At 62.8% G+C, this 14,648-nt stretch carries 9 protein-coding genes; 2 read left to right on the forward strand and 7 right to left on the reverse strand.

The genetic code is table 11. The features are described 5' to 3' along the window. The first annotated feature begins 425 nt into the window (after nucleotides 1-425). Entirely contained in the window at nucleotides 426-2,393 is a 1,968-nt protein-coding gene (locus tag AC0C6X_RS15045; protein WP_247960764.1) for a M23 family metallopeptidase, read from the forward strand. A gap of 179 nt (nucleotides 2,394-2,572) precedes the next feature. Here the strand turns inward: AC0C6X_RS15045 and clpB are convergent, their stop codons facing one another. Beyond that, on the reverse strand, nucleotides 2,573-5,179 hold the full coding sequence (gene clpB / locus AC0C6X_RS15050; protein WP_173520592.1) for an ATP-dependent chaperone ClpB: 2,607 nt from the start codon (nucleotides 5,177-5,179) through the stop codon (nucleotides 2,573-2,575). Between the two features lie 271 nt (nucleotides 5,180-5,450). After that, nucleotides 5,451-6,473 (reverse strand): NAD(P)-dependent oxidoreductase, encoded by a 1,023-nt coding sequence (locus tag AC0C6X_RS15055; protein ID WP_472953808.1) that lies wholly within the window; start codon nucleotides 6,471-6,473, stop codon nucleotides 5,451-5,453. 129 nt (nucleotides 6,474-6,602) lie between these two features. On the opposite strand from AC0C6X_RS15055, the gene AC0C6X_RS15060 reads away from it, so the two are divergent. Next, entirely contained in the window at nucleotides 6,603-7,187 is a 585-nt protein-coding gene (locus tag AC0C6X_RS15060; RefSeq protein WP_173520590.1) for a TetR/AcrR family transcriptional regulator, read from the forward strand. Nucleotides 7,188-7,379: 192 nt separating this feature from the next. On the opposite strand, the gene AC0C6X_RS15065 is transcribed toward AC0C6X_RS15060, so the two are convergent. From AC0C6X_RS15065 to AC0C6X_RS15085, 5 genes are all read right to left on the reverse strand, one after another. Beyond that, complete coding sequence (locus AC0C6X_RS15065) at nucleotides 7,380-8,039, reverse strand: DUF4167 domain-containing protein (RefSeq protein ID WP_173520589.1); 660 nt, start codon at nucleotides 8,037-8,039, stop codon at nucleotides 7,380-7,382. 333 nt (nucleotides 8,040-8,372) lie between these two features. Further along, nucleotides 8,373-9,242, reverse strand: a complete 870-nt coding sequence (prmC, locus tag AC0C6X_RS15070) for a peptide chain release factor N(5)-glutamine methyltransferase (protein ID WP_472953812.1) — start codon at nucleotides 9,240-9,242, stop codon at nucleotides 8,373-8,375. 3 nt (nucleotides 9,243-9,245) lie between these two features. Continuing rightward, nucleotides 9,246-10,328: a peptide chain release factor 1 gene (gene prfA / locus AC0C6X_RS15075; protein WP_173520587.1), complete on the reverse strand. Its 1,083-nt coding sequence runs from the start codon at nucleotides 10,326-10,328 to the stop codon at nucleotides 9,246-9,248. 70 nt (nucleotides 10,329-10,398) lie between these two features. Further along, entirely contained in the window at nucleotides 10,399-12,666 is a 2,268-nt protein-coding gene (gene ptsP / locus AC0C6X_RS15080) for a phosphoenolpyruvate--protein phosphotransferase (RefSeq protein WP_173520586.1), read from the reverse strand. Nucleotides 12,667-12,752: 86 nt separating this feature from the next. Then, nucleotides 12,753-14,027, reverse strand: coding sequence for an aspartate kinase (locus AC0C6X_RS15085; RefSeq protein ID WP_472953814.1), 1,275 nt, complete (start codon nucleotides 14,025-14,027; stop codon nucleotides 12,753-12,755). Nucleotides 14,028-14,648: the final 621 nt, after the last annotated feature.

Here is a 14,648-nt window from a genome sequence, read left to right on the forward strand (position 1 = left end):
TCAGCCTCAGCCAACCCAGGAAACTCTAGAGCGAAGGTCGTCGTCGCCAGCAGCGCCGCCGCCCTCGTCAGTGATCGGGCTTATAGACCCACCCCCTCTCACACGTCAACAGACATTTTCAAAAAAAATGACAGATTTCTGACAAAGCCCGGAAACGCAGGACTTTGAGCCCCCCAAAAAGTTTTCCCTCCCCTCTTCGGCCTGTGGAGACACATTTTGGCCCTCACTTTTTCACAATCCGCCGATCTAAGCGAAATCGACGATGCGTCGCGGATGTTCTCGCGCGGGCAGGCTTGGGATAACTGGGATATCGGCCCCCTCCCCTCCCCCGCGATTTGACTCCGTTACGCGAAAGATGCACATCTTCGCGCAACGTATCGCAGGCAAGAATACGGTTTAGAGAAATCGGGGACCCTCAGCTCGGCATGAACACCGACAAGAACATGGTCAGGTCGCTCGGCGACCAGCCGCCGATCCTTGCGCATGGCCGTCGCGCGCCCGACAGGCGCGAGATCTCCCTACGCTGGCTTTCCGGTACCTTTCTCACTGGCATCACCTCAAGTCTTCTCATGGGCGTTGCGCTTTTTGCCGCCCTCGACGGGCGGCAGCAGCTTGCGATCCCCGCCGAAGCCTATGCGGCGCTCGACGCCGCGCCGAATGGCGACGAACAGGCGCATGCCGTGCGCGGTGGCCGCATCCTTTCGCCGAAGCTCGTCGCCAAGCCGGCCGACAAGACGGTCATGGAAGTCTCCACCATGACTCATGACGGCGAGAAGGAAGTGGTGCGCAAGCAGCCCTTCGTTCACGTCAAGATGGCGCTCGCCGCCAACCATCAACCCTCGGAAAGCTACCCGGACTTCGATCCGCTGGCGATCTTCTCCACCGACGAGGCGGACGAGGAATCCCCGGTCGCCCGCACCGGTACGCTCTATGGCTCGAATGTCGATTCCGAAGTGGCGCTGAAGACCGTCGATTTCCCGCTGCATGGCGGCGTTGCCTTCGACAGCTCGATGTCGCTCGAGGAGGTCGAGGAAAATGTCCGCACCAATGGTTCTGTCCTGACCGAGGGCAGTACGCAGGTCGCTTCGCTCTATTATGTCGACCCGCAGCGCTTCGCTTCCGAAAGCGACGGGCTTGACCTGCTTCAGGGCCTGACCGCCCGCATCGTCGAGCAGAACAAGAGCGACGCCGCCTACGAGACCATCGACGAGGAAAGCACCGAATACGCCGACGACATCATTCCGGTCAGACGCCAGACCGATATTGCGACGGTCATGATCAATGCCGGCTATGCCAAGGCACAGGCCGAAGACGCCGCCGGCTATATCGGCGACGCGCTCGGGGCGACGGAACTCAACGAAGGCGACGTTCTGCGCATCGGCATCATTCAGAACGGCGAAGCGCAGAAGGGCGAAGAGGCTCGCATCGTGCGCGCCACCATCTATTCGCGCAATCGCCATGTGCTGACGATGGCGGTCGACGACAAGGGGCGCTTCGTTCCGGGTGCGGAACCGCCGAAACTCGACGCGGTCGCCACCGCCTTCGATGACAACGGCGCACCCGTCATGACCAGCGGCCACGATTTGCCGCGGGTCTATGACGGCATCTACCGCGCCGCCCTTTCCTATGGCATGAGCGCCGACATGGTCGGCCTCGTCGTCAAGCTGCTCGCCAGCAACGTCGATTTCCAGGCGCAGCTGAAGCCGACGGACTCGCTTGAAGCCTTCTTCTCCGTGACCGACGAACGCGGCATGGCGACGGAAGATTCCGAGCTTCTCTATGTCCGCGCCAAGTTCGGCGATGCGGTCACGGCCTTCTACCGATTCCAGGACCCGGAAGACAATTCGATCGACTACTTCGACACCGAAGGCAAAAGTATCCGCCAGTTCCTGCTGCGCAATCCTGTGCCGAACGGCCATTTCCGCTCCGGCTTCGGCATGCGCCGCCATCCGATCCTCGGCTTCTCGCGCATGCATACCGGCGTCGACTGGGCCGCTCCGCGCGGCACGCCGATCATCGCCGCCGGCAATGGTGTCGTGGAGAAGGCCGGCTGGGATTCGGGCGGCTATGGCAACCAGACGCTGATCCGCCACGCCAACGGCTACGTATCCTCCTACAACCACCAGAGCGCGATCGCCAAGAACGTCAAGGTAGGCAGCAAGGTCGTCCAGGGCCAGGTCATCGGCTGGGTCGGCACGACGGGTCTTTCGACCGGTCCGCACCTGCATTACGAGTTGATCGTCAACGGCAACAAGGTCGATCCGCTGCGCATCCGCCTCCCCGGCGGCAAGTCGCTTTCCGGCGACGCGCTGGCGAAGTTCGAGAAGGAACGCGACCGCATCGACGAGTTGCTGAACAAGGACGGCGCCGGCGCTGAAGTCGCAAGCAACTAAAGCGGGGTCGCGATCTTTCAGACTCGCTCTTGCGCCTTAGGTTCTTGATATTTCGCATGTCGTTCGCACAAACCGTTGCGCACTTTGCGCGACATGCTCGGGGCGTCCCTCCCCTCTTCAAAAATCTGGCACAAATGAGAAGGCCGCCCCGAAGGACGGCCCCTGTCTTTGATGTCTTGTCAGGCGGCTTCCTTGTCCGTCGTCGCACCGCGCTTGAAGTTGAGGCGGTCGGAACCGGCGAGCACCTTCACGGTCGAACCATCCGGGAACTCGCCCTGCAGCATCTTCTCGGCGAGCGGATCCTGCACGTATTTCTGGATCGCCCGCTTCAGCGGACGTGCGCCATAGGCCGGGTCGTAGCCCTTGTCGGCCAGGAACGCGCGAGCATCGTCCTCGAGTTCCAGCGTGATCTTGCGCTCGGCGAGCAGCTTGCGCAGCCTTTCGAGCTGGATATCGACGATCGCGCCCATTTCCGAGCGGCGCAACCGGTGGAACAGGATGATCTCGTCCACGCGGTTCAGGAATTCCGGACGGAAGGCGGCCTTCACCACCTCCATCACCTGGTCGCGAACCACATCGCTGTCTTCGTTCTCGCCGAGACCGGTCAGATATTCGGCCCCGAGGTTCGAGGTCATGATGATCATCGTGTTCTTGAAGTCGACCGTGCGACCCTGACCATCGGTCAGGCGGCCGTCGTCAAGCACCTGCAGCAGCACGTTGAAGACATCCGGATGCGCCTTCTCGATCTCGTCGAACAGCACGACCTGGTAGGGCCGGCGGCGAACGGATTCAGTCAGAGCTCCGCCTTCCTCGTAGCCGACATAGCCGGGAGGTGCGCCGATCAGGCGGGCCACGGAGTGCTTCTCCATGTATTCCGACATGTCGATACGCATCAGCGCGGTTTCATCGTCGAAGAGGAACCGGGCAAGCGCCTTGGTGAGCTCCGTCTTACCGACGCCGGTCGGGCCAAGGAAGATGAACGAGCCGATCGGCCGGTTCGGATCCTGAAGCCCGGCGCGCGAACGCCGGACGGCGCGGGAGACCGCCTGCACGGCGTCACCCTGGCCGACGACCCACTTCGCCAGTTCGTCTTCCATCCTGAGCAGCTTGTCGCGTTCGCCTTCCAGCATCTTGTCGACCGGAATACCGGTCCAGCGCGAGACCACATGCGCGATGTTGTCGGGGGTCACGACCTCCTGCACCATAGGATTGGCATTGGCGTTTTCCTGGCTTTCGGCATCCGCAAGCTCCTTCTCGAGCTTCGGGATGACACCGTAGGTCAGTTCGCCGGCACGCTGGAACTCACCCTTGCGCTGGACGATCGCCAGTTCGTTGCGGGCTTCGTCAAGCTGCTTCTTGAGGTCAGCGGCGCGACCGAGCTTCTGCTTCTCCGCCTGCCAGCGAGCCGTCAGCGCCGATGCCTGCTCTTCGAGCGAAGCGAGGTCGAGCTCGAGCTTCTCCAGCCGATCCTTCGATGACGCATCGGTTTCCTTCTTCAGGGCCTCACGCTCGATCTTCAGCTGAATGACGCGCCGGTCGAGCTCGTCGAGTTCTTCCGGCTTGGAGTCCACCTGCATGCGCAGGCGCGACGCCGCCTCGTCCATCAGGTCGATCGCCTTGTCCGGCAGGAACCGGTCGGTGATGTAGCGGTTGGAAAGCGTCGCGGCGGCAACCAGGGCCGAATCCGAGATCCGGACCTTGTGGTGCTGCTCGTACTTCTCCTTCAGGCCGCGCAGGATCGAGATCGTGTCCTCGACCGTCGGCTCCTCGATCATGACCGGCTGGAACCGGCGGGCAAGGGCAGCATCCTTCTCGACGTGCTTGCGGTATTCGTCGAGCGTGGTGGCGCCGACGCAATGCAGCTCGCCGCGCGCAAGCGCCGGCTTCAGGAGGTTGGAGGCATCCATCGCCCCGTCCGCCTTACCGGCACCGACCAGCGTATGCATCTCGTCGATGAACAGGATGATCTCGCCGTTTTCGGACTGCACCTCGTTGAGAACAGCCTTCAGCCGCTCCTCGAACTCGCCGCGGAACTTCGCGCCGGCAATCAGCGCACCCATGTCGAGCGCCATCAGCCGCTTGTCCTTGAGGCTTTCCGGCACATCACCATTGACGATGCGGAGCGCCAGCCCCTCGGCGATCGCAGTCTTGCCGACGCCGGGCTCGCCGATCAGCACAGGGTTGTTCTTGGTGCGGCGCGACAGCACCTGGATGGTACGACGGATCTCGTCGTCACGGCCGATGACGGGGTCAAGCTTGCCTTCGCGCGCGTCTGCCGTCAGGTCGCGCGCATATTTCTTGAGGCTGTCGAACCCCTGCTCGGCATTGGCGCTATCGGCGGTGCGGCCCTTGCGGATGTCGTTGATCACCTGATTGAGCTTGGTCGGGGTCACGCCGGCCTTGGCAAGAATGCCGGAGGTTGCGGCCGAGCTTTCGATCGCAAGCGCCAGCAGCAACCGCTCGACGGTGACGAAACTATCACCGGCCTTCTTCGCGGCCTCTTCGGCGCTCGAGAAAACCCGGGCGAGCGGCTGCGACAGGTAAACGGAACCATTGCCGCCGGAAACTTTGGGAAGCTTGGCAAGTGCCGCATCATTGCCGGCACGCGCCTCGCGGGCGTCGCCCCCGGCGCGCTCGATCAGCGAGGCGGCCATGCCCTGATCGTCGTCGAGCAGCACTTTCAGCACATGCTCGGGCGTGAACTGCTGATGTCCTTGCGCCAGCGCATAGGTCTGCGCCGATTGCAGAAAACCGCGCACGCGCTCTGAATATTTTTCAATGTTCATACTTTACCTCCATAGCCCGGCAGGCCCATCTCGTGGCACCCGTCGGTGTTTCAGGATCAAGCTCCCGCATTCGGCAAGCTTGTGAGTGTAGAGCGATCCCCGCCTTGCGCCGGATCAACGCATCCGAAGCGAATATGGGGCACCGATTTTGGAAATTAAAGAGCCGGCCATGGTCCGTGGACGGAAATCTGCAACCGAAAAATGCGGCCGTCTGACGATTTCCCCGCGGCCGCATTTGCCCATTGAGAAAGCGAGAAACTCCGCGGCTTCGCTAAGCCGCGCTCATCGACCGTTCGGTGAAGGACGCGCCGAACTCCTTCATGCGCCGCACATAGTAGGCCGGGTCGATCAGAACCTCCGGGAGATAGAGACCGGGGGCCGACGCGTCGCCCCCTTCAAGGCCGAGCAAGCGTTCCACGGCGAGCGCAATGCCGAGGGCGGTCAGCGGTGCCTGGCCCTCCGGCTGCACGATCTCATGGCGATGATCGAGTGGCTGACCGTCCCTCCCCCGCCCCGCCATCTCGATCACGATTTCGGTCGAAAACGGCTCGCCGCGACGCCTGCTTGCGGATTCGCTATAGGCGAGGTCCAGCCGGATGTTGGCGGCATTCGTCCGGGCCGCAAGCGCCATGACGTCGAAAGGCGAATAGGCAACCGCATCGAGTTCGACACCGTCGACACTGACATAGCGTGCCTTGGAATCCTCGCCACCGGCCCAGTGGAGCCTGCCATCCTTGACCGTCAAAGCCGCCGGCGCAAAGCCGGTAATGCGATTGTAGTCGGCGAGCGCGGCCGGACCGCCCATGTCCTGTTCGTCGAGCAGGACCCCGATGCGGATCCGGTCGATCGCCGCATAGGCTTTCGCAAATTCGAGGATCGGAAAGACCGCGGCCCCGGCGAGCCAATGGCTGGCGAGCAGGATCGGCGCCTTGTCCGGCGCGTGGATATATTGCGCCATCTCCGGCCCCACCTCGAACGTGCCGCTGGACAGGCTGATATAGGGGATCCCGTGGCGCTGGGCGTAGCGCATGGAGCTCAGTTTCTCGTCCTTGAGGAAGATGACGACGGCGCTAAAGCGCGGCTCGTCGCCAAGGCCGAGATCCGGCCGTTCCAGATCGATGCTTACACCGACGGCGTTTCCCACCTCCCGCGCGACGGCCTCTGCCTTGCCGAGATCGCGGCCGCCGACGGCGACCGGCAACGTGGGCTGTAGCCGACGGATGATCTTCGCAGCCTGCGATCCGACGACTCCTGAACCGCCGATCATCAAAACAGGCAGAAACTTGCTCGACATCTTCCTATCTCCTAAACGAAAAGTGCCCGGTTGGTTATCGAACTTACCTTTAGTAAGTTACTATTGGTAGATAAGTTGCCGAGCACGGCTTTCAAGAGACGTGGCGACGCGAAAAGAGGATTGCGATCGATGGCCCCGACGAAAAGTCGAAAGCTCGCCAAACCCGAACGGCGTGCGCAATTGATCGAGACCGCCAAGGCGATCCTGCGCGAATGCGGAGCCGATGCCCTGACGCTCGGCCACCTCGCCGAGCGTGCCGGCGTCAGCAAGCCGATCGCCTATGAACATTTCGGTACGCGCGAGGGATTGCTGATCGCGCTGTCCCAGGAAATCGAGGATCGCCACGCGACCAAGCTGCGGACCGCGCTCGCCGGGGCACCGAAACAGCTCGGTGCGGTCGCCGACATCATCAGTTCGGTCTACATCGACTGTGCCGTCGACAGTGGTGAGGAATGGCAGGCGATTTCCGCAGCGCTGCGCGGCAATGCGGACATGATCGCGACGCAGCAGCAACAGGCCGACGACTATGTCGCCATGATCGAGGCGGCACTCGGCCCCTTCGCGAAGATCTCCGCCGGTGATTTGCGTCTGCGCTGCACCGGTATCGCGGGGGCTGCGGAGGCGATCGGCCGCGAACTGATCCGAGGCCGGACCAACGAAACAGCCGCCAGTGCCAATCTTGCGGCATTGATCGTCGACAGCGTCGACCATTGATCGCCAACGGCTACTGCATGTCTCCTTTAATCGTAGCCGATTAAAGGACAAAAACATGCAGCACTTCAAAGTGCTACAGCGACCTTTGCGCGTCCGATAAGACGCGCGGCGCTGTAGGCAAAGAAAAACCCGGCCATGCAAAGCCGGGTTTTTGGCATGCCCCTGAATGGGCAAAGTCGTTGTCAGGCTCGCTTACTCGGAAGCGGCAAGCACCGGCGCTTCGGAGGCGGCATCGCCCGAAGGCTGGGCGTCGTCGGCAGCACCTTCCTGCGCGTTGCGGCGCGGACGGCGCGGACGCGGCGTATTGCGGCGGCGCGACGCAGCGCGGCCGGAGGCGGCCGGGGCTTCCTCTTCCATCGCCACTTCCGCCGGCGTACCCTCGATTACCGGCTGCGGACCCGTACCGTCGATAACGACGGGCTGCGGCTCGGCGGCAGGTGCTGCTGCAGGCACGGCAACCGGGGCCGGCATGTCGTCGATATAGACCTGATCCAGATCGTCCTGGTCCTGCTCGGATGCATCGTGGCCGCGGAAATCCTGACGGTCCTCGCGCTGGAACCGGTCCTGCATCTGCGCCTGTGCGGCAGCAATGATGCGGTTGTAGTGTTCGGCGTGCTGCAGGTAGTTTTCTGCCATCACCCGGTCGCCGGAACTCTGGACATCGCGCGCAAGCGCTGCGTACTTCTCGGCGATGTGCTGGGCAGTACCGCGAATCTTCACATCCGGGCCGGAGCTGTCGTAGGTCCGCGTCAGCGGGTTCGAGCCCTTGCGGTTGTGATTGTTGTTGTTTCCGTTGTTGTTATTGTTGTTATTCCGCCCGCGGCCGCGCTTGTTTTGCTGTCCTGGCCTCATAGTACATTCACCCGAATTCTCTTGATAATGATGATCATGTGGTTTCGTCTTCCGGCCGGATCCGTTCACGCCCGACAGAACACGCACCGCTGCGCTCGCACAACGGCGGCTTCGGCGCCGACTGACGTCAAATTAACAGGTACCCGCACAAGGCACTTGTTGAACCCTAGCAACTCTTTCTTGAGAGCAATCCCCGTGGCCAGGTCATACCGGAACGAATCTTAGGTCCATGACCTTCTGCCCAGTGCGCGGGCAAACTAGCCCGCTTCCTCTGGGATTCCAAGCCCTTTCTTTGCCTGAGCAAGAAAGAAGATGCGTCAGTGCAGCATTTTTTCAACGGTTGATGTCGCGTTCGAAGATCAGGACGCGGTCGTTACCGCCGAAATCCTTCGCCTCTTCACGCAGACGGAAATTTTCGGCGTTAAACAGCGCCGTCACCGCCTCTTTCTGGTCGAAACCGATTTCCAAGCCTATCACGCCGTTTGTCTCAAGATGATGACCGGCCTGAAAAGCGATGGCGCGATAGGCATCAAGCCCGTCTGCTCCGCCATCAAGCGCTGCGGCCGGGTCGTGAAGTCTCACCTCCGGCTCAAGCTCACGAACGACACTGGACCGGATATACGGCGGATTTGAGACGATCACGTCGTAGCGTCCGTCCACCTTTTCGTACCAGTTGCTGAGAAGCGGTCGGAACCGATCGGCAAGACCGAGAGCGGCTGCATTCGCCGTCGCCGTTGCCAGTGCGTCCTGCGATATATCGGTAGCCGTGCCCCTTGCTTCAAGAACCTGGGACAGCAGCGCGATACAAATCGCTCCGGTACCGGTGCCGAGATCAAGAAGGGCGCAACTCCCCTTTCGCGCCACCACCTCGCGCAGGTAGGGGATCATGCGATCGACGAGCGTCTCGGTATCCGGGCGCGGCTCCAGCGTTTCCTTCGAAAGCTTCAGCGGCAGGCCGAAAAATTCGCGTTCGCCAAGAATGCGGTAGACCGGTTCGCGTGCCAGTCGCCGCGCCACGGCCGCCCGGATCCTTGCGGCATCCGCCTCTGACACGGGTTCCCCGCCCCGCGACACGACCGCGCTCAGCGACAGGTCGAGCAGGCCGGAGATCAGATGCCGTGCATCGAGCGCCGCATGCTCGATGCCGCCCGCCTGCAGGCGATCGCGGCTTTCGGCGGCGAGGCTTGCAAGCGTTTCGGTCATGGCTCAGCCCCGCTGTTCGCCGAGCTGCGCCAACTGGCTCGCCTGATAATCGGCGAGCAGCGCATCGACGACCTCGTCGATCTCACCCATCATCATCCGGTCGAGCTTGTAGAGCGTCAGGTTGATGCGGTGATCGGTCAGCCGGCCCTGCGGGAAATTGTAGGTGCGGATGCGCTCGGAGCGGTCGCCCGAGCCCACCTGGCTCTTGCGGTCGGCCGAACGTTCGCTGTCGGCGCGCTGGCGCTCCAGGTCGTAGAGGCGCGAGCGCAGGACCTGCATAGCCTTTGCCCGGTTCTGGTGCTGCGACTTTTCCGAACTGGTGACGACGAGCCCGGTCGGAAGGTGGGTGATGCGCACGGCCGAGTCCGTCGTGTTGACGTGCTGACCGCCGGCGCCCGACGAGCGCATCGTGTCGATGCGGATATCCTCGGGGCGGATCTCGATGTCGATGTCTTCGGCCTCAGGCAGCACGGCGACAGTGGCGGCCGAGGTATGAATGCGGCCGCTCGCCTCGGTCTCCGGCACACGCTGCACCCGGTGCACGCCGGATTCGAATTTCAGCCGCGAGAACACGCCGCGCCCGGAAACCGTCGCAATGATTTCCTTGTAGCCGCCGGCTTCGCCGTCGCTCGCCGAAAGCACCTCGACGCGCCAGCCTTTGGCGGCCGCATAACGCTCGTACATGCGAAAGAGATCACCGGCAAAGAGCGCCGCTTCCGATCCGCCGGTGCCGGCGCGGATTTCGAGGATCGCACTCTTCTCGTCGGCCGCATCCTTCGGCAGAAGCAGGATCTGGATTTCCTGCTCCAGCGTCTCGATCGTCGCTTCGACCTCGGGCTTTTCCATTTCGGCGAGATCACGCATCTCCCGGTCGGTCGACTTGTCGGCGAGCATGGCGGTGATGTCGGCAAGCTCGGCCGTCGCCTTCTCATAGGCGCGGATCTTCGTCACGACCGGCTGCAGCTCGGAATACTCCGAGGCAAGCTTGACATAAACGTCCGCAGCCGGGCCGGCAGACATGCGGGCCTCGATCTCACCGAACCGCCGTTCCAGTTCGCGCATCTTTTCAACGGGAAGCTTTGCCAAGTCTCACTCCAAATGCGTCTCCCCTCGCCCGGATCGGGTCCGGACGAGGGTCACGACGCGTCATATCAGTCTAAACCGGAATGCCGTTTTCCGCGGCGAAATCCACCAGCATCTGGCGAATAGGCGTCTGGTCGTGCGTGTCGTCCAGCGCCGCGTTCAGCGCGGCAGCAAGCTTGCCGGCGTCGAGCGCCAGCAGCATCGCCTTGACCGGCCCTACCGCCGTCGGCGACATCGACACCGAACGGAAGCCTAAGCCCAGCAACGCCATGGCTGAGAGCGGCTTGCTCGCCATCTCGCCGCAGAGCGTCACCGGGGTATCGTGCCGGTCGCCGGCGCGCACGATGTCGCGCAGGATCCTGAGGAACGGCCGTCCCAACACGTCGAAACGATCGGATACGCGGGCGTTGCCGCGGTCGACCGCCATCGCGAACTGGAAGAGATCGTTGGAGCCGACCGAGACGAAATCCACTTCAGTCATCAGTTCGTCGAGCTGCCACAGCAGCGCCGGCACCTCCAGCATGGCGCCGAACTGCAGCTTGCGCGGCAATTGTTCACCAAGCTTCGACTGCCGCTCGATTTCCTTCTGCAAGAGGTCGCGCGCAATCCTGAGCTCGGAAACCTCGGTGACCATCGGCAACATCAGCTTGAGCTCGGCACCGGCCGCAGCGCGGAGCATCGCGCGAAGCTGGGTCCGCAGAAGACCCGGCCGGTCCAGCGACAGTCGGATCGCCCGCCAACCGAGCGCCGGGTTTTCCTCTTCCGCCGCGCGGAAATAGGGAACGACCTTGTCGCCGCCGATGTCGAGGGTGCGGAAGGTCACGGGCTTGCCGCCCGTCTGTTTCAGCACATTGCGATAAAATGCTTCCTGTTCTTCCGCCTTCGGCATCGTCGAGGCGATCATGAACTGGAGTTCGGTGCGGAACAGGCCGATGCCCTCGGCACCCGCCTCGTTCAGATGCGGCAGGTCGACGAGCAGACCGGCATTCATCTGCAGCGTGATGCGCTTGCCGTCCTTGGTCAGCGGCTCGACATCCTTCAGCGCCCGGAACTGCGCCTGGCGCCGCGCCCGGAAGCGAACCTTTTCCTCATAGGCGCGCTGCAGGTCGGCGAGCGGCCGCAAGTGCACCTTGGCATCGTCGCCGTCGATGATGATCGCATCGCGGTTTTCCGCAAGTGCGACAGCCCCCGTCGCCTGCCCCACCACCGGAATGCCCATAGCACGGGCGACGATCACCACATGGCTGGTGACGGCGCCCTCTTCGAGCACCAGGCCGCGTACGTTTTCACGCGGATAGTCGAGCAGTTCGGCTGCACCCATGGCACGGGCGACGATCACGGCGTCGGTCGGGAAGTCGCTGGCCGAGAGCTTGGCGCCATAGCCGGAAAGCTGGCGCAGCAAGCGGTTGGCGAGATCGTCGAAATCATGCATGCGCTCGCGCAGATACGGGTCCGTCAACCGGATCATCCGCGCCTTGGTTTCGCTCTGGACGCGCTCGACCGCCGCTTCCGCCGTCAGGCCGTTGCGGATCGCCTCCTCGAGCTTGCGCACCCAGCCCCGGTCATGCGCGAACATGCGGTAGGTTTCGAGCACCGCCCGGTGCTCGCCCTCCATCGACACGTCGCGGCGCGACAACATGTCGTCGATCGAAATGCGCAGCGACCCCAACGCCTCGGCGAGCCGCTGCAGTTCCTGCTCGGTATCCTCATTGAGGAGGTTCGTGACGACGATCCTCGGCTCATGCAGCACGACATAGCCGAGGCCGATGCCTTCGCCGTAGCTGTTGCCCTCGATCGAGACCGGGCGCGAGAGGTCGAGTTCGAGACCCGGCTTGGTGATCTTCTTCAGTTCACCCGTCGCCACCATCTCCGCGAGAACCATCGCGGTCGTCTCGAGCGCCTCAACCTCGTCCTCGCGGTAGTTGCGCATCGCCTTGTTCTGGACGACGAGAACCCCAAGCGCACGGCCCGTGCGCAGGATCGGCACGCCAAGGAAGGAATGGTAGATCTCTTCGCCGGTCTCCGGCAGGTAGGTGAAGGCCGGGTGCGACTGGGCGTCGGAAAGATTGAGAGGCCGCGCAGAGGCGGCAATGGTGCCGACGAGGCCCTGCCCCATCTTCAACTGCGCCAGGTGGACGGCGGCCTTGTTCAGACCTTCCGTCGCGTAGAGTTCGAGCACGCCGTCGGAACGCAGGACGTAGACCGAACACACTTCCGCAACCATGTTCTGCGCGATCTGGCGCACAATACGGTCAAGGCGCTCCTGCGGCTCCAGCGGTTCCGCCATAAGCTCGCGCAACCGCTTGAGGAGAACGCGCGGACCTGCGGAAAGGTCTCTCATCGCGTAGGGTCTCCGAAATAGAGTAGACGGCGGCAGCCGGACGCGCGGCGTAAACCGCCGCGAATCCCAAATCAGTCGCCTGTCGATTAACTCTTATCGAGACCGTAAGCGGAATGCAAAGTGCGAACCGCCAATTCCGCATAAGGACCGTCGATCAGGATCGAAATCTTGATCTCGGAGGTGGTGATCGCCTTGATGTTGATGCCCTTCTCGGCGAGTGCGCGGAAGGCCGAAGCAGCGACACCGGCGTGGCTGCGCATGCCGATGCCGATGACCGACACCTTGACGAGGCCGGCCTCGGACTGAACGACGTCGTAGCCGATCTTTTCCTTGTTGTCGCCGAGCACCTTCAGCGCCTTGTCGACGTCGCCCGACGGAACCGTGAAGGTCATGTCGGTCTTCGAGCCGTCCTCGGAAATGTTCTGGACGATCATGTCGACGTTGATATGGGCTTCGGCGAGCGGTCCGAAGATCGCGGCGGAGACGCCCGGCCGGTCGGCGAGACGGCGCAGCGAAATCTGGGCTTCATCCTTGGCATAGGCAATGCCGGTTACGACTTCCTGTTCCACGATCTCATCCTCATCACAAATCAGCGTACCGGGCGGGTTGAGAAGGTCACCCATGCCCGGCGCATCGGGATCTTCGAAAGACGAACGCACGAAGGTGCGGACCTTGTGCACCATGGCGAGCTCGACCGAGCGCACCTGCAGCACCTTGGCGCCGAGCGATGCCATTTCCAGCATTTCCTCGAACGCGATCTTTTTCAGCCGCCGCGCCTTCGGCTCGATGCGCGGGTCGGTCGTGTAGACGCCATCGACGTCAGTATAGATGTCGCAGCGGTCGGCCTTGACCGCAGCGGCGATCGCCACCGCCGAGGTATCGGAGCCACCGCGGCCGAGCGTGGCGACGCGATTGTCCGGGCCGAGGCCCTGGAAGCCGGCGACGACCGCCACCTGGCCCTCGCCCATGCGGCGGATGATTTCGGCACCCTCGATGTCGAGGATGCGTGCAGCGCCATGGGCGTTGTCGGTGCGGATCGGGATCTGCCAGCCCTGCCAGGAGCGGGCGTTGATGCCCATCGACTGCAGCGCGATTGCAAGAAGACCCGAGGTCACCTGTTCGCCGGAAGCAACGATCGCGTCGTATTCGCGCGCGTCGTAGAAGGGCGAGTTGGCGCCGGTGGCCTTCGGCATGTTCTGCACCCAGCCGACCAGCTCGTTGGTCTTGCCGGACATGGCGGAAACGACGACGGCGACTTCATGGCCGGCATCGACCTCGCGTTTCACATGGCGGGCGACATTGTTGATGCGGTCCAAATCAGCGACGGAGGTTCCGCCGAATTTCATCACGATGCGTGCCATGTGCCTCTACCGGTACCCAATTTTGCGCGCGCGAGGCGCGCGTGACAGGAAAGCCCCCGCCGGCGCCCGACGGTCAAAAAGCTTGGGAGACTTCTCGGACATCGGCAGTCACCGCTTCGGGGAGCGGAAAGTCGCGGCGTCTCTTAGCGGATCAGGGGGCCGCACGCAATGGCAAGCGGACACAGATTCGAGCCTCGCCGCCGGCTCGGACAGGTCCGTTTCGCAACAATATTGCCATAGGGACGGCGTGACGGAAATATCCGTGCCGCGGAAGCCTGCAATGCCGCGTTGAAAATTACCGGCGCCGATGCTAAACGTGCACTCGCAACTCGAATTCGAGAAAGGGGGCTGCGCGTGATTACATTCTTCCGGCACCACCGCCAGCGTGGCCCCGTCCAAGCCCTGCAGATGCGTTTGCAGGGCTGACCGGACATACTTCGCAATCTCGCGAACCTATCCCTGGTCTGCCCAGAGTGATGCAGTGCGGAACCTTATCGGTTCGAACGCCTGCATCGTCTTCCATTACCGAGTGACTGCCCGAGTGCAGCAACCTTGCTGTCGCGGGCTCGACCATCCGCCAGCCACGGCATGAGCTTGCCGCCCACGGATGTCTCACCGTCG

It is taken from the genome of Ensifer sp. VA4, assembly GCF_055710065.1.